The organism is Oleiphilus sp. HI0043 (assembly GCF_001634935.1).
The window spans coordinates 1-17063 of the sequence record NZ_LWEY01001522.1; the positions used below are offsets into that span (position 1 = coordinate 1).

Below are 17063 nucleotides of genomic sequence, written 5' to 3' on the forward strand. Positions count from 1 at the left end.
CCGGCATAGTCGAATTAACTTTGTTACCCCAGAGCAAAGGCACTTAGGTCTGGATGAAGAAATATTATCGAAGAGGGATGAGCTTTATCGCAAGATGAAAAGAAAGAACCAAATAAGGTGGTCAAAAGCTACGCGGAACTGGGAGAAAGTGGGTGACGTTAAGTTGAACCCGGAGAAGGAAAAACAAGCAGCTTAAATGCTCAGGCGACAACTACCTTGAAAAACGCCGTGAGCCGCGGCTATTGGAAGCGCGCTCACTAGTTCAGCCGGTGTTGCAGTGCCGTCACCTAAACCCGGGTCAGTAATTTCATCGCCATCACGGTCAGCCCAAGGGCCGGTATCGACATCGGCATTACGAATCGCCAAGTCAACCGCCATGGTTGTAAGAGGTGTGCCATAGATTTGCTCGCCATTATCAAGAAGTGCTTGGGTAATAACGGTTCGCATTTCGGAAATAACGGGTGCCTGCCCCGTTAGAATATCAGTCGTATTTTCGTCTGATGTAAACTCCAGAATATAAGGAGGCTCAATTGGTGTTGGCAGCACCAGGTCAATAATCTGTGCTTGTTCATTAGTTGAGCCCGGTTCACCTACTATTGCACCTTTAAAGTCTTCTGCTGTGGTATCAACCGTATAGACAGTAACAATTGCATTAACTAGAGGCCCTTTAATACCACCGCCTGTCAGACTAACCGCCTCCGGCTCATCACTGCCCCCAGATCCCCCTCCACTACTGCCCCCATTACAAGCGGCTAAACTTAAGCAACAAAGCGTTAGTAAGAGTTTATTCAGATCGGAAAGGCGCATGATGTTTCCTCATTTCTATGAGCTATTGACGCTACCTTCCGCCCGGAAAATAGCGTTAATTTTTATTATTCAGACCTTTTAAGATAGTAAAGATTTTTGTGTGCGCCAGCTCACAAAACGTTCAAAGTGGGTATTTTTTAGACTTAGGAGAAAATAATTTTTGAGGGCAGATTCAAGTTATTGATACAAGTTCTTTTATTTCAATAATCTACTGATAAAGGAAGCTCATGAAAGGCACATAAAATATTTTTAGCTCAGGATATCTTCCCAAGCTTTTCGAGTTCTCGTTTCAAGGGCCTTACCCGCCACTTTCAAAAGGCGGCTATCACGCTGCCAATTTTGGTATTTTTGAGGATTACTCTGTTCGAACAAAGTATTCGTTGCAGCGATTAGTTCATTCAGCTGTGAGCGACAAGCAGACAAGGCAATATGTGCCGCAGAAGAATCTAGTTGCATGGCATTCACTTCTCGCAGTGACAGTATTAGCGCGATATGTTTTTCAATTGCGCCTTGCCCCCAATCTGAAGCAATGGCTTCGGCCATACGGTTAGCGGCAATCGCGGCACACACATGCAAGTCTTCATAAGTGCGAAAGGCCTTTACATATTGAAGGTAGCCATCCCCCTGCAAGATATAACTTTCCTTGATAGCGACTCGGTCAAGAATGACTTTTCCGTGGCTGATTTCAGGCACAAAACCGAGAGACGGCATCTCCTGAATCGCAATTCCTTCAAGCTGCGTATTTAAGGCGATAACTTTAATCAGAGGGCGGCCCGACAAATCAAGGCCATCTCCTCTACGCTCATCTCGGCAAGCAACGTAAATCATGCCGGCATCTTCGGCTCCCGAAACGAAAGACTTCTCTCCTGAGAGATAGAGCTGCGCCTTTTCTGTATAAAGCCGGGCATTAATAGCACGAGGGTGATTTCCTCCTGCTTCCGTCACACACACCGAAGCCAGTAGGGCTTCCTCCAAACCAAAAAGCGCTTCGATAGCAGACTGGTATGCACCTGCAAAAGCAAAACCGACACTGGCACTCATTCTGCCTGCTAGTATCGCCCGATCAATCGAGTTGGAAAAGCTGCCTGTAGCTTGTTTGAAATGAGCAAACCATTCTGACATCGGCATCGCCTGCCAAAGCTTTGTATCGTTCTTAAGCAACGATTCAAGTATGCGTTGGGAGTCACTCATTAATGCGCCTGATCCCAATTGTCACCTACTTCAGCCTCAACAATAAGCGGAACATCAAGATCTGCGGCAGACATCATATTTTCAATCAGTAAAGCTTTGACACCTTCAACCTGGCCCTCAGCGACTTCAACCACCAATTCATCATGCACCTGCATAATCATTTTTGCGTCAAGACCAGCACCTTCAAGTGCGGCATCGACCTTTATCATCGCCTTTTTGATAATATCTGCCGCCGTACCTTGCATTGGTGCATTAATCGCCGTCCGCTCTGCTGCTTGCTGAAGCATTTTATTTCGAGCATTTATCTCAGGAAGATATAAACGACGACCAAAAACGGTTTCGACATAACCATCATCATGTGCTTGAGCCCGGATTCTATCCATGTACTCAAGTACACCTGGGTAACGTTCGAAATAACGATCAATATATTGCGCTGCTTCTTTTCGAGATACATTGATTTGCTTCGCCAAACCAAATGCCGACATACCGTAAATCAAACCAAAGTTAATGGCTTTGGCTTTGCGGCGCTGATCAGCACTCACCTCTTCAACAGAAACATCGAAGACTTCTGCAGCAGTCGCACGGTGTACGTCTTCTCCTTGAGCAAATGCCTCCAACAAGCCCTTATCTTGAGACAAGTGCGCCATAATTCTCAGTTCTATTTGCGAATAGTCGGCTGCGATAAGCTTATAACCGTCGGGTGCAACAAAAGCCTGACGAATCTTTCGACCTTCGGTGCTTCGAATCGGAATATTCTGCAAGTTCGGATCACTAGAAGATAAACGCCCTGTCGCGGTGACAGCCTGATGATAAGAAGTATGAATTCTCCCTGTTCCCGGATTAATCAACTGCGGAAGTTTATCGGTATAAGTCGACTTGAGTTTTGCCAGACTACGGTGCTCAAGAATTAACTTAGGCAGCGGGTAGTCAAGTGCTAATTCCTGTAAGACCGGCTCGGCGGTTGAAGGTTGACCCTTGGGCGTCTTCTTGATGATCGGCAACCCTAGTTTCTCAAAGAATATCGCTTGCAACTGTTTTGGTGAACTTAAGTTGAACTCTTCACCCGCCAAGTCATAAGCTTCACGCTCTAGCTCAACAATTCGTTCGGCTAATTCCTGACTCTGCTGCCCTAGAATATGAGCGTCAACCACCGCACCTGTGCGTTCTATTTTTGACAGAATCGACAACAGAGGCTTATCTATTTCATGATAAACCTTCGCCAGCCCTTCAATCTTTTCTAATTGCGGATAGATTGCATGGTGAAGCGCCAAAGTAATCTCGGCATCTTCTGCGGCATAAGGCCCGGCTTGCTCTAGAGCTATTTGGTTGAAGGTAAGCTGTTTGGCTCCCTTCCCGGCGATATCTTCAAAGTGGATGGTTTTTCTGCCCAAGTACTTCTCGGCCAGAGTATCCATGTCGTGACGACTTCCCGTGGAGTTCAGCACATAAGATTCAATCATCGTATCGTGCGCAATACCTTGAAGCTCAATACCATGATTGGCCAATACACTTTTATCGTATTTCAGGTTTTGGCCAACTTTAAGCTGCTCACTACTCTCCAGAAGTGGCTTTAGTTGATCAAGTACCCAATCTTTATCTAACTGCTCGGGCGCATCCAAGTAATCATGACAAAAAGGCACATAAGCTGCTTCCTCTGCATTACAGGCGAAGGAAACACCTACCACCTCGGCTTCCATATAGTTGAGGCTGGTGGTCTCGGTATCAAAAGCAAATAAGTCCGCCGACTTAAGTTTGTTAAACCAAAGCGCAAACGCATCTTTGTCAAGAATAGTCTGGTAGTCGCAATTATGCTCAACTACCGGCTCTTCTGCTTGTTCCGCATCATCTCCCGCACTGTTCAAGGCTCTTTCTTGGGCAGTGACCCAAGACCGGAATTCATACTCGCTAAATAGTGCTAACAATCGTCGGTGGTCAGTTTCTTTGTGGCTGATATCCTCTAGCGCTTCCGGCAAATCTATTTCAGTTTTGATCGTTGCCAACTCATAAGACATCGGTAGAAACGATAAGCTATCACGCAGGTTCTCGCCAACTTTACCTTTCACCTCATCGGCACTATCAATAACACCCTGCATGCTACCATAAGCCGTTAACCACTTTACCGCCGTCTTCGGGCCACACTTCGGCACGCCGGGAATATTATCAACCGAATCGCCAACCAAAGCTAAGTAGTCAATGATCTGATCAGGGCGAACGCCGAACTTATCTTCGACGCCTTGAATATCCATTTTGGTATCGGTCATGGTATTGATCAGCGTCACATGCTCTGTCACTAACTGAGCCATATCCTTATCGCCAGTTGAGATCACCACATCGATCTTCTTTTGCGTTGCCTGATGCGCCAAGGCACCAATCACATCATCCGCTTCGACATCAGGAATGATGAGTAAAGGCAAACCCATTGCTTCAATGATCTCGTGAATCGGCGCGATCTGAGAACGTAAATCATCAGGCATCGGTGGACGATTCGCTTTATAGTCAGGGTAAATTTCATGACGAAAGTTCTTACCTTTAGCGTCAAAAACCACAATTACTTTAGAGCCTGGATAGTCGGTTTCCAGCCTTCTAAGCATGCTGATCACACCTTTAATTGCTCCGGTTGGCTGGCCTTTAGAATTAACTAAAGGAGGTAAACCATGAAAAGCCCGGAATAAATAAGATGATCCATCCACCAAAACGGTAGGAAGTGTTTGAGATTGCTCGGTATTTGTTGTCATAAATTGCGTATCTATAATTGTTTAGATGCTGGTAAGAGCTGGGTTTTGAAATTAAAAGTCCGGTGAGTAATCACTGGCACAGTGGTATAGTAAGAAAAAACGACAATACAGAACAGATATTTTTATTCGTCAACGCTCATACAGGAGTTCATATGCGAAAGATATTACGCCCAACTTTATTAGTAACTCTACTCGCAACTCAAGCCAGCATGTTCGCTATAACATCCGCACATGCAGAGGAATCTATTCAGCCTGCTGAGCCTGAGATCGTTATTCGCAATGAGGATAACAAAACTTTTTACGAATATCGTGTGAATGGCGTTCTAAAAGAAATTAAAGTCGTTCCAAAGATTGGCCCTACTTATTATTTAGTGCCTCAGGATGGCAATGCCTGGATCCGCGAAGATCGCTCACAAGTCCTTGTGCCTAGCTGGGTATTGTTCGAGTGGTAGCACTTCCCTCTTAACGTCCTCCTTGCCAAGCCCAACAATTTATTTGCGTTAATACCTTTGCTTAGTATGAATATTCTAATTTATCAGCGTATCGTTGGTGGTGAATTAAGAATTTGTGGAAATTAAATCCACAGCGCTGAGATACTTACAGAGAAAAGGATACTATCATGGGCACTATCAAATCTTACCAAGAGCAAGTTCAAGACATCGTTGAAAAAGCAATCGCTACTGTTGAAGAGCAGCACAAAGCACTTGCAGCTGCATCTTTCGAGTACATCGAAAAGCTATACAAGCTAGACACTGTAAAAGCTAAGCACGACGAAGTTTCTGACATCGCTTATAGCAAAGCACGTGAAGTAAACAAGATCGTTGCTGACTACGCTTCAGACATCATCTCTAAAATCGAGAAAGAAGAAGCAGCTCCAGCAAAGAAGGCACCAGCTAAAAAAGCAGCAGCTAAAAAAGCACCAGCTAAAAAAGCAGCACCAAAGAAAGAAGCTGAAACAGCTTAGCTTACTCTAGAGTTTTAAAAACAACGCTGCTATACCAACCCCTTTAGCAGCGAAGTTTCACCCGCCCTGTTTATCAGATACTAATCTAATTAAACTTGGTGGGTATTTTTTTGCCTCAAAATCCAGGCAGCAAATTTCAACGCTGCTTTGCAAGATGGCCAAGAATATGGCGAGATAACTCTTCGTATTTTTCTTGAATAACCCAGTGGCCCGCTTCCATCTCAATAACCTCATACTCAGCACTAACCAAGTCACGCGTACCCACAACCCCCGAGCGCTTTAACGCTACATCCTGATTACCCCATATAAAAGTCGTTGGTACATCAACTTGTCCAATGTTTAAACCGACATCAAATGCTGGAAAGTTTGCGCGATACCAGTTTAAAGCGCTCGTTAGTGCATGCTCTTGTTTGAGGATATTTAAGTAGTGTTCAGTTTCTGCATCCTCATGACTAGTCCAAACAGCTCGCAATTTTTCATAATCATTTTGAGCTAAGACATATTCGGGTATGGTCTTTTTCTGAAAGAAGCGAATATAGTCACTTGATTCGTATTGATCCGGATCTTCTCTGTAGGCCTTTCCGAAAGAATCAATATGAGGCACTGAAATAGCCACATAACTGATCACACGATCGGGATAGTCAGCCGCGAGCTTCCAACCCACACCAGCACCCCAATCATGGCCCACTAAGTGAAATTTCTTTATCCCTAGATTATCAGCAATCTGTAACACATCAGAAACCAGGTAATCTAATTCATACGACTTAAGCTCGCCAGGTCTAGCGTCTGAACTATAGCCACGCTGGTTGGGGGCAATAGCGTAGTAATCTTTGGTCGCAAGCTCATCCATAAGCTTATCCCACATAACCGCAGACTCAGGAAAGCCATGAAGTAATATAACCGGCGTATTTACCTTATCGCCACGAACATTTACCGAGAATTTCATGCCATTGGCATCGACTGTTAAATAGCCTTCAGGGTCCCACTTTGGCAGGTCACCTTTAGCAAGGCGCTTTACATACAAGAAGCTTACACTGACAACACATATCAGCAGACCCAAAACAGTTAGCGCGGCTTTTTTTCTAATTCTCATAATCAACCTATCTTAAGGAACTCATATAACCTTACCCACAAAGAACAAACACTCTGTGAGATGGACATTTATTTGGTCAGTTAGAGTAATGCCAATTCAGACTTAAAGAGAGCCACAATAATGAGAAATGAATCTTACCGGTGGGTAAATTACCTAGATTGAAGCCTTTCAATAATGCCCATCATTTTATATGTCAGGAGTGCTGCCGAAAATTCGTAAGCATGAAAGCCTTTGATTGGTGCGAACTCGGTAATATCGAAACCGATGATTTCGCATTGTTTTGCGACTGACTCAAATAAGGACAATGTTTGATACCAGCCAAGCCCACCTGGCACGGGCGTGCCTGTTGAGGGAAATACGGAAGGGTCCATGCCATCAATGTCTAGCGTAAAGAACACTTTGCTCGGGAAGTTATCAGGCAAATCTATTTTTTGGATATTTTGGGGCACTAAAATGTCCGCATCGATATGACGTACACCGTGTGCTTTGCGAGTCCGCATTTCTTCTTCGCAGTACGCGCGAATACCCAGCTGAAATAAAGGGACACCCAAATCAACGATGCGTTTCATTACGGAGGCGTGGCTATACGGGTTGCCTTCGTACGCTTCGCGCAAGTCGGCATGGGCATCGATTTGCACCACACCAAAGTCATCTATGCCAGCATCCAGAAGCCCTTTAATAATGCCATAGGTCACCGTATGTTCGCCGCCTAAGCCAATAGGGAAACCACCGCGCTCAATTATATTTGTTGTGGCAAGTGCGATGTTTGCAATGACTTGCTCTGCACTTCCTGCCATGTCGACAGGAGGGTGAGTATAAATACCTTTCGTACTAGGATTACTTGTACCGTCCCAAGTTTCAAGCTGCCAGGAAGCTTCTAAAATAGCCGCTGGACCTAAGCCTGTGCCGCCGCCGTAAGAAACAGACTCCTCATAGGGTATGGGCAAAATATGAAAAAAGGCGTCTTCAGGTTTAGGGTGTTTAAACTCTGAACCTAAAAAAATGGGATAGCCAGGCGCTGCGAGTTGGTCAAATTCGTTTGTGTCTAAATCCATGCTCTATGCCCCTTATGATAAACGGTTTTTGAAGTCGTCATAGCCGAACTCTTTGACTATTCGAAGCGTATCAGTTTCTGAATTCCAGATCGCGATAGCCGGTAAACCAATGCCATTAAAGGTATTGGTTTTGACCATGGTGTAATGTGTCATGTCGTCAAACATCAGTCTTTGGCCAATGCTTAAGGGCTCTTGAAAACTGTAATCGCCCATGACGTCACCCGCTAAACAAGTCTGCCCGCCTAAACGATAGTTATAAGTAAATTCATCACTTGCTCCGGCACCAAAAATATCAGCTCGATAAGGCATTTCAATTGTATCAGGCATATGACAGGTGGCAGAGGTGTCCAGAATCGCAAGATCAACAGTATTGTAGGTAAGGTCTAGTACCTCTGATACTAATACTCCTGTGTGAATTGCAATGGCTTCACCTGGCTCTAAATAAACTTGCAGTTGGTAGCGATCTTGAAATAGTTTGATGCGTTCGATCAAAGCGCCAACGTCGTAGTCTGGATGGGTAATATGATGTCCGCCACCAAAATTCACCCATTCAAGCCGAGGTAGAATGTCAGCAAATTGTTTTTCAATTTCGGCAAGTGTTCTATCAAGCGCGTCAAAACCTTGTTCGCATAAGGTATGAAAGTGTAAACCGCTTATACCATCCAGGCTACAATCTTTAAACGCCGATCTTGGAATCCCCAGACGTGAGCCTGGCGCACAAGGGTCGTAGATCGGTGTTGTGCCCTCGGAGTGCAAAGGGTTGATCCTTAAACCGAACTCTAAGTCAGGCCGAGCCTGTTTGGCTCGTTTGGCATTCTCTTTAAATCGCTCCCACTGACCGAACGAGTTGAACACGACGTGTTTCGAGATTGCCATAATCTCTTCTAAGTCATGCTCAGTGTAGGCGGCTGAAAAGGTATGAACCTCTTGACCCAAGTCTTTGCCACCGAACTCTTCATAGCCTAAACGTGCCTCGTGCAAACCACTGGCACAAGTGCCTACCAGGTATTTGTTGATAAGCGGCGCGAGGCTAAACATAGAGAAAGCCTTAAGCGCCAATAATATTTTGGCGCCCGACTTTTCCTGTACCTCGTTCAGTATTTTAAGGTTCTTTTCTATTGCGACTTCATCCACGACAAAGCAAGGAGAAGGCACCCGTGCTGGGTCGAACGCTTCAAAGGTTTTTGCTTTAACCATGCCTATTTCCTACCAACGTCTAAGCAAATAGAACTAAGCATTAGATCAAATCAAACCCTGGGTTTTCAATGACTTTCCACGATAAGCCATAGGCATTCATATCACTCATAAAGGCGTCTGGATCAAGCTGCTCCATATTCCAGACACCGGGCTTCATCCAATGGCCTTCGATCATCATTTTCGCACCAATCATCGCTGGAACTCCTGTGGTATACGAGATCGCTTGAGATTGAACCTCTTGGTAGCAGTCTTGATGATCTTTGACGTTGTACAAATAAACTGTTTTCTCTTTGCCATCTTTAAGGCCACGGACCACACAACCGATGCAGGTTTTACCCTTAGTGCGAGGGCCTAGAGTAGACGGGTCTGGTAGCAAGGCTTTCAGAAACTGGATAGGTACAATTTCCTGGCCTTGGAATTCAATCGGCTCAATTCCTGTCATCCCAACATTCCCTAAGACCTCTAGGTGTTTGAGATAGCTATCGCCAAAACTCATCCAAAATTGCGCACGCTTAATTGAAGGGTAGTGCTTGGTTAAGGACTCAAGCTCTTCATGATACATTCGGAAAATATTGTAGGTGCCTACGCCATCTGGGCAGGTGAAGCTCTGCTGTGTCGACATGGCAGGCGTCGCTACAAACTCACCATCTTCCCAATGGCGGCACTCTGCGGTGACTTCTCTAATGTTGATTTCAGGGTTGAAGTTTGTCGCGAAGGGGTAGCCGTGATCACCACCGTTTACATCGATAATGTCAAGATAGTGGATCTCATCGAAATAGTGTTTGGCAATATAGGCAGTAAACATGTTGGTTGCACCTGGGTCAAACCCTGAGCCCAGCAATGCCATCAAGCCTGCTTTCTCAAAACGTTCTTGATATTCCCACTGCCATTTATACTCGAATTTTGCCGTATCTAATGGTTCGTAATTCGCCGTATCAAGGTAGTGAACACCCGCTTCCAAGCAGGCATCCATGATCGTCAGATCCTGATAAGGCAAGGCAACATTAATGACCATAAACGGTTTAACTTTCTCTAAGAGCGCGACTAATTCAGGAACCTTATCGGCGTCAACCTGAGCCGTTTCGATTGTCCGCTGATAGTTTTCTTGTATCTGCTTGGCGATTGCTTTGCACTTAGATTCTGTCCGGCTAGCAAGCGTAATCTCGGTAAAAATATCGGGTAATTGAGCGCATTTTTGCGCAACGACTTGACCGACGCCACCAGCGCCGATAATCAATACTTTTGCCATAGTCATAGTCCTGTTCTTTCAGTTGTTACAATAATCTTATTCAATAATATAGCCTTAGCTAAGCGCTATTACGGCTCAATGTTCTCTCTCGTAGTAGGTGTAACCTTGCATACTCGAGTTAAAGGTTTTGATCATCTGCTGACGCTCTCGTGCTGTAATTCGTCCTTCTTTTACCGCTCTCTCAGCCGTATTTCGGTAGTTGAGCATCATATTTTTAGGTTGATACTCTACATAGCTGAGTACGTCAGATATGGTGTCTCCATGAATTTCTTTAACGAAATCAAAGCTGCCATCAGCGTTCAGACGCACGCTGACGACATTAGTATCGCCAAACAAGTTATGCAGATCACCTAAGGTTTCCTGATAAGCGCCGACCAGAAACACCCCCAAGTAATACTCTTCACCTTCTTTAATCGGGTGTAATGGGAGTGTTTTTGCTGTGCCGAATTCGTTGATAAATTTATCAATTTTTCCATCGCAGTCACAGGTTATATCCGCCAGCACTGCCTGACGTGTTGGCGTCTCATGCAGCCTGTGAATTGGCATAATCGGAAACAGTTGATCAATCGCCCATATGTCTGGCAGCGATTGAAATAGGCTAAAGTTTCCATAGTAGATATCTGCCAACGATAGCTTAAGGTCTTCCAGGTCTGGTGGCGTTTTATCCATTGTATCTAACAGGTCTGCGATACAATGAAGAACATCGAGAAATAAGTTTTCTGCGATTGATCGCTCTCTTAATGAGAGCTGCCCACGCTTGAATAAAGCACGCACTTCATCACGATAAAAATGCGCATCGTTATAACACTCCTGTACTCGCCGTGGCGATAGGTAGTCTTTTATCTCACGAATCTTTGTGAGTAGTTGATGCTCCTCAGGCGATGGTTCGGGCAGACTGATTGGTTCAAAAATATTGGTATCTAGAATATTGAACAGCAGAATTGAAGAGTAAGCGACAGTTGCTCGCCCAGATTCCGTGACAATCGTTGGGTGAGGAATATTATGGTCGTCCAAGGTTTGCTTGAGAGTATCGACAATATCTTCACAATATTCTTCAAGCGTGTAGTTACGACTTTTATCGTCATTGCTTTGTGCGCCGGTATAATCAACCGCTAAGCCACCACCCAAATCTATATGGGTTAATTCTGCACCCTCACTCATTAGGTCAGTAAAATAGCGGCAGGCTTCTACGACACCACTTCGAATATCATGAATGCTGGGGATTTGTGAACCTAAGTGGCAGTGCAATAATTCGAGGCAGTGCAGCATGTTCTCTTGCTTTAGCTTATCAACCACATCGATAAGTTGTGTGCTAGTTAGACCAAACACACTGCGATCACCGCTCGTTGAATTCCAATGCCCACTGACTTGAGAGGTCATTTTCACCCGCACACCAATGTGGGGTTGAATGTTCATTTGGCGGCTCAATCTTATAATAATGGGCAGCTCGGTTAAGGTTTCAATCACAAAAAAGCATAGGAAGCCCAGTTTGGTTGCTTGTAAACCAAGCTCAATAAACTCTTCATCTTTATAGCCGTTACAGATAATCAAACTGCCCGGCTCTTCAAGTGTCGATAGCGCAGCAATCATTTCAGGTTTACTGCCGACTTCAAGGCCATGCTTGAAACGAGCACCAAAACTGGCAATCTCTTCAACAACCTGCGCTTGTTGATTTACCTTGATCGGATAAACACCCCGATAAGGTGATTGATAGTTTAACTTTTCTATCGCCTCAGCAAAGGCATCATTTAGGCGCTTAATTTGAGCATCTAGAATATTTTCGACTCGCAACAAAACCGGCATCTGAAGGTCCCGATCGATCATTCCTTCTACAATGTTCATCAAAGGAATAGAGACATTCAAGGTTTTCGCCGTGACACAGCCTTCATCAGAAACTCCGAAGTAGTCATTACCCCAGTGATCTATACCGTACCGGTCGATGTTCTGCTTAATTTTACTCGGTTTATCTTGTTGCTGATCCAATACTAGCTCCTGAATCGTTGTTATCGTTTGATGCGAAGAAGTCGACTTACTCGCTTTCAATAGTTGGTAGCTGTCTCTTCCACTTAAGCTTCTTCTCTATCGAAGATATAACCATGCCAGCGATATCTTTACGTGTCGCTGTCTCAATGCCTTCAAGACCTGGGGAAGAATTCACCTCAAGCAATAACGGACCGGAATCAGACCGTATAATATCAACGCCAGCAACCTGAAGACCTAATACTTTAGCAGCCTTCACTGCTAATGCTCTTTCTTCTTTGGTTATTTTTACGATTGACGCCGACCCGCCTTGATGGATATTCGCTCTGAACTCACCAGGGGCTGCTGAGCGCTCTATTGAAGCAACAACTTTTCCATCAATAACAAAACATCGTAAATCTTTGCCATTTGCCTCTTTAATAAATTTTTGCACAAGCAAGTTAGCCCTCAAAGACTTGAAGGCGTTGATAACACTTTCTGCTGCTTTTTTTGTTTCGGCCAGAACGACACCTCGCCCCTGTGTGCCTTCAAGAAGTTTCACGATCAAGGGTGCGCCGCCCACCATTTCAATGAGGTCATTTGTGTCTATTGGTGAGTTAGCAAAACCAGTCGTTGGAATATTGATGCCACTCTTGAGCATGAGTTGCAAAGAGAACAGTTTGTCTCTGGACTGTGAAATTGCAGCTGAGGAGTTCGTTGTATAGATCCCCATGCTTTCAAATTGGCGAGCTAATGCGGTTCCGTAAAATGTCACGCTAGGTCTTATTCTTGTAATGACAGCATCCAAATCATTAAGTATCGTTCCTCCGCGATAATGCGCTTCAGGTTCCAGTGCATCCAGTTTCATATAGCATTGCTTAACATTGAGGAAAACCATTTCATGGCCTCGCTCTTCGCCAGCCTCCAGTAATCTCTGGTTGCTATACAGCTCTTCATTGCTTGCGAGCAGGGCGATCTTAAGACCACTCTTTTCAGGTTCCTTTTTTCCATAATATCCATCGATTGTTTCTTGTGAAATTGCACCCATCAAGTCTTCTTGTTCAGGGTCAACAAGCATCCGGCCTACCATAGCTTCTCTCCCAAGAAGCATTCTGAAACCCATGGAGTCTCTATTAGCAAGCGTTAACTCTACTTCCCAAATCATTTCACCAATTTTTAGTGGCGCTTGCACAACAAAACGGGTTTCTGAGACGCCACTAGAGCTTTTAACAACTCGCTTGTCTATGATCGGGCGCTCACACCTGATAACTGTACGGCGATTATTCTGAAGCGGGTGCACTTCAAAACTCACCCATGCAGCCCCATCTCTACGAAATTGCTGAATGTTGAAAGCATGAATAGACGATGTTTTTGCCCCCGAATCCACACGCGCTTTTATGGCCGGGATTCCTAGCTCGGGAAATGCGCACCACTCCTCGCTACCAATGACTACTTTGTTATCGCTTGGTGACATAGGTGACTCCGGTGTGCGAATAGGTTGAATATAAAAGACGTATAGCGTTACTGGTGAGGGAACGGAATCACTAATCAGTGGATTCAGTTTCCTCAGGGTCGCATGTTTGCCAAATACCATCACTATCTTGATAGGAGCCGTATTGAGCGCATTGCTCTTCTTTAGTTTGAGGTTCTTCTGCGAGAGAAAAGTTCGGAATCAACATAGGTATGACCAAGGCCAGAACAGCGATGAACTTATTCATATTCATGTTCATAATTTCCTGATAAATAAAAATTATCGATTAGTAAATTAGATCCCCTTATTGAGAAGGCCTAATCGCTTAAGTTGCTGTCATCATCATAAGATGAAAAATCTACTGATGAAGAAGGCTGGGCGCCCATAGAAATGTGTAAGCGCTGCCTTTGATTGCTTACTTCTAAGAAGCGTTTCCACGCTCTTTCATGAATGCTAGAGGCCTCTTTTTTCCCCATAAAAACGGATACAAACTCTTTCTCTTCATCACACCTAGGCTTTAGCTCTCCGCCATAGAGAGCCTTGTATGACTTACCATAATCTTCGAGTAATTGTGCTTGTTCTTTAGTAAAGTGGCCGCTTCTTGCTATTCCTTTTGGAAAATGCTCTATAGCCCAAAATTTACCCGTTGTGTGGAATGCTTGTTTATTAGCCATATTTTTGCCTAATATAATCTAACCATCTTATTTCGCGCGATTATGCTTTCAATCGATTTATGCTGTAAAATGAACTTTTTTTCTAATTACGATAAATATTTTTAATCGATATGAATACAGATCTTCTGCGCACTTTTATGGAAGTTTCCAAGACTCGACACTTCGGGAAAGCAGCAGAAAATCTTTGCTTAACCCAATCTGCTGTAAGCTTTCGAATTAAGCAGCTGGAAGAAAGTGTTGGAATGAGTTTGTTTACGCGCGAGCGTAATAACATACTATTAACCCCCTCGGGCGAACGTTTATTACCCCATGCTGAAAATGTACTCACATCGTGGCAGTCAGCACTACAGGATGTAGGTGCGGCTGGCCAGCTGGATATGCAGATCGCTTTGGGCAGCACCTCAAACCTCTGGGACACTTTTCTACAGTCACTTTTACCAAAAGTGGTCGATACCTTTGACGGTTTAAACATTCGGACTGAAATTAGCAGTCCTCAAGATTTGACGAGGGCCTTGTTAGGTGGACGTATCGATATAGCTGTTTTACTAGACCCGCCAAGTGTTACGGAATTAGTTCTCACTAAAATTGGCAAGGTCGAGTTAATGTTTGTATCTGACCAAAACTGGGCTGCAACTGAAGAGCTTGCCAAAACTAAACATATTTTTGTTGACTGGGGAACATCTGTAAATGTCCTTCAAGCTCGCCTCTTCAATCAACCACACACACCGATTCTACATACAGGACAAACTCATATAGCCTTGGAATTTCTAATGACATACGGTGGGGTAGCTTTATTACCAAAGGTACTCGTTGAACAGTTTGTTCAATCTAAGCAGTTATTCCCTATTCACGGTGCCGAGTCATTTGTAAGGGAAGTTTATGCTGTTCATAGTGATGCGTCGCAAAAACAAGATATCGTTTCATCCGTAGTTGATTTGCTAAAAGAAGAAGATCTAAAGCCAGCGTTTGTGTGATCTGAGCACCCAATGGAAAAATTCACCTTTAAATTAATTAACCAGTACGAGGGGCGTAGAAAGCTCGTAAGCAGACATTACCGAGCGCCATAAGAATAAGCGACCTTGTATGGCGATAATTTTAATTACAGTCTAATATTCATTTAATGGATGCTTTATAAATAATAACCCATACCTTTCTAATTCTGCGGATACTTGATGTTTTTAAAAGAATCTACTGTAACTCTTTGGCTTTCAAAGCTTGCTAGCGGAGAAGTGACAGAAACAAATGCCCCAGCATGGCTGTTACCGTTCGTAAAAAACGAGTCTGACGCCGATCTTCTTAAAATCGCCGACAAGACAGTTGATTCGGCAAAAGTGGTATCAAGGTTTGGACGTGAAGGTTTACAGCTAAACAGCCGGTTAGATGAGGTTGTATCCGAATCGATTCAACTAGCGAGCGCTATCGAAGAAATGTCTGCTACCGCGCAAGAAATAGAGTCACTTGGTCAACAGGTACTTGAGCGTGCCCAGCATACATGCGATGAGGCTGGTAGAGGCAGTGACGCCCTTAGTTTACTTGTTCAAAAACTAGACTCAATTGAATCATCTATCAAAGATGTTGGGCGTAATGCCGAAACTTTTGTTGAACAAACTAAAAGTATCATTCAGTTGACGACTACTGTTAATGAAATCGCTGATCAGACGAATTTACTCGCGTTAAACGCTGCTATTGAAGCCGCACGAGCAGGAGAGTTTGGACGCGGATTTTCCGTAGTCGCCGATGAAGTGCGTGGACTCGCTCACCGCAGTGCTGAAGCAGCGAGTGAAATTCAATCTATTGTGAGCGGTGTAGTAAATGGAGCTAATGATGTAGAACGCATCGTAGGAGAAACTATTGGTGTACTAGAAGACTCTCATCAAGACCGAAAACAGTTAGTTCAAACAATTTCTGATGCTCAAACCGCTGCTACAGAAAATGTTGATGCAACAGCTCAAATTGCCTCAGCAGCAACAGAGCAAGCTTCCGTAGCACAAGATATGGCAAGAGGTGTGCAAAATACCGCTGATGGCATTAATGAATCATTCACCATTTTCAAAGATATGTATAAAAATGTCGAATATCTACGTGACCTGCAAGTAGAGTGTTTGAGCTACTTTGATGTAAGCAACGATGATGTACTGCTTCGCATGGCCAAGAGTGACCATATTGTGTGGGTAGATAAGGTTATCCGTTTTGCATTATTTGGACAAAACAGCGTACAAGAGAGTGAGCTAAAAGATCATACCCAATGTCGCCTTGGGAAATACCTAATGTCTGATAAAGGACAGCAGCTAAGTTCCAAGAGTCGCTTCAAAGAGCTTTATGAAGATGTTCATCCGAAAGTACACGCTAAGGGCATAGAAATCTATAAGGTCGCACGAGCAGGCGCTGAACCATTATCTCTGCAGGGTGCAGTTGAAGAGCTTATTGGCTTATCAGATAGCGTATTGGATATTCTTAATGAATTTATCCAGCACCGTTAGAATTTCTTAGACCTTGCAATATTACCTCTGTTTCAGAAGGTGAAAAACAGCCCGCCAATATGAGGCTTGTGGCGCTTCGAAATGCTTGCTTTAGATCTCGCCGGCAATGCTAGGTTTAGGTCTGCTTTCAAAAGCAAAAAAAGTGGCGTATTAATCATAGCAACAAATTTAGCGACGCTAAGCTTCAT

15 protein-coding genes and 2 pseudogenes are annotated in these 17063 nt (G+C 44.2%); 5 read left to right on the plus strand and 12 right to left on the minus strand.

The window, feature by feature from the left end:
* Positions 1-196, plus strand: a pseudogene (locus tag A3729_RS33340) (IS3 family transposase); the annotation flags it as partial.
* Here the strand turns inward: A3729_RS33340 and A3729_RS22105 are convergent.
* The 3 genes from A3729_RS22105 to polA all read right to left on the minus strand — a co-directional run bounded on the left by A3729_RS22105 (position 193) and on the right by polA (position 4733).
* A complete protein-coding gene (locus tag A3729_RS22105; RefSeq protein ID WP_068634284.1) occupies positions 193-807 on the minus strand; it encodes a hypothetical protein in 615 nt (204 codons plus the stop codon). The pseudogene A3729_RS33340 and the gene A3729_RS22105 overlap by 4 nt on opposite strands.
* Before the next feature lie 249 nt (positions 808-1056).
* The gene (locus tag A3729_RS22110; RefSeq protein WP_068509230.1) at positions 1057-1998 is read right to left on the minus strand and encodes an acyl-CoA dehydrogenase family protein; all 942 of its coding nucleotides are present in this window, start codon (positions 1996-1998) and stop codon (positions 1057-1059) included.
* Positions 1998-4733, minus strand: a complete 2736-nt coding sequence (gene polA, locus A3729_RS22115) for a DNA polymerase I (protein ID WP_068509228.1) — start codon at positions 4731-4733, stop codon at positions 1998-2000. Before polA ends, A3729_RS22110 begins: the two co-directional genes overlap by 1 nt.
* Positions 4734-4885: 152 nt before the next feature.
* Between polA and A3729_RS22120 the strand changes: the two genes are divergently transcribed.
* Together A3729_RS22120 and A3729_RS22125 are read left to right on the plus strand one after the other, a co-directional pair.
* A complete protein-coding gene (locus A3729_RS22120) occupies positions 4886-5185 on the plus strand; it encodes a DUF2782 domain-containing protein (protein ID WP_068509226.1) in 300 nt (99 codons plus the stop codon).
* A gap of 167 nt (positions 5186-5352) precedes the next feature.
* A complete protein-coding gene (locus A3729_RS22125) occupies positions 5353-5697 on the plus strand; it encodes a hypothetical protein (protein WP_068509224.1) in 345 nt (114 codons plus the stop codon).
* 136 nt (positions 5698-5833) lie between these two features.
* Here A3729_RS22125 and A3729_RS22130 read toward each other — a convergent pair whose 3' ends face one another.
* The 9 genes and pseudogenes from A3729_RS22130 to maoP all read right to left on the minus strand — a co-directional run bounded on the left by A3729_RS22130 (position 5834) and on the right by maoP (position 14395).
* Entirely contained in the window at positions 5834-6790 is a 957-nt protein-coding gene (locus tag A3729_RS22130; protein WP_082865344.1) for an alpha/beta fold hydrolase, read from the minus strand.
* 149 nt (positions 6791-6939) lie between these two features.
* Positions 6940-7845, minus strand: coding sequence for an agmatinase (speB, locus tag A3729_RS22135; protein WP_068509222.1), 906 nt, complete (start codon positions 7843-7845; stop codon positions 6940-6942).
* A gap of 12 nt (positions 7846-7857) precedes the next feature.
* Entirely contained in the window at positions 7858-9042 is a 1185-nt protein-coding gene (nspC, locus tag A3729_RS22140; protein WP_068509218.1) for a carboxynorspermidine decarboxylase, read from the minus strand.
* A 40-nt stretch (positions 9043-9082) separates the two neighbouring features.
* On the minus strand, positions 9083-10291 hold the full coding sequence (locus A3729_RS22145; protein ID WP_068509216.1) for a saccharopine dehydrogenase family protein: 1209 nt from the start codon (positions 10289-10291) through the stop codon (positions 9083-9085).
* A 75-nt stretch (positions 10292-10366) separates the two neighbouring features.
* The gene (speA, locus tag A3729_RS22150) at positions 10367-12274 is read right to left on the minus strand and encodes a biosynthetic arginine decarboxylase (RefSeq protein ID WP_068634295.1); all 1908 of its coding nucleotides are present in this window, start codon (positions 12272-12274) and stop codon (positions 10367-10369) included.
* 46 nt (positions 12275-12320) lie between these two features.
* Positions 12321-13298: a 30S ribosomal protein S6--L-glutamate ligase gene (rimK, locus tag A3729_RS22155; RefSeq protein WP_197470084.1), complete on the minus strand. Its 978-nt coding sequence runs from the start codon at positions 13296-13298 to the stop codon at positions 12321-12323.
* A gap of 18 nt (positions 13299-13316) precedes the next feature.
* Positions 13317-13844 (minus strand): annotated as a pseudogene (locus A3729_RS33345) (ATP-dependent zinc protease); the annotation flags it as partial.
* Positions 13795-13974, minus strand: coding sequence for a hypothetical protein (locus tag A3729_RS22160; RefSeq protein ID WP_068508871.1), 180 nt, complete (start codon positions 13972-13974; stop codon positions 13795-13797). The pseudogene A3729_RS33345 and the gene A3729_RS22160, both read right to left, overlap by 50 nt.
* Before the next feature lie 64 nt (positions 13975-14038).
* A complete protein-coding gene (gene maoP / locus A3729_RS22165; protein ID WP_068508873.1) occupies positions 14039-14395 on the minus strand; it encodes a DUF413 domain-containing protein in 357 nt (118 codons plus the stop codon).
* Positions 14396-14505: 110 nt separating this feature from the next.
* Between maoP and A3729_RS22170 the strand changes: the two genes are divergently transcribed.
* The gene (locus tag A3729_RS22170; protein ID WP_068508875.1) at positions 14506-15369 is read left to right on the plus strand and encodes a LysR family transcriptional regulator; all 864 of its coding nucleotides are present in this window, start codon (positions 14506-14508) and stop codon (positions 15367-15369) included.
* A 198-nt stretch (positions 15370-15567) separates the two neighbouring features.
* Positions 15568-16875 (plus strand): methyl-accepting chemotaxis protein, encoded by a 1308-nt coding sequence (locus A3729_RS22175; protein ID WP_082865343.1) that lies wholly within the window; start codon positions 15568-15570, stop codon positions 16873-16875.
* Positions 16876-17063 lie beyond the last annotated feature (188 nt).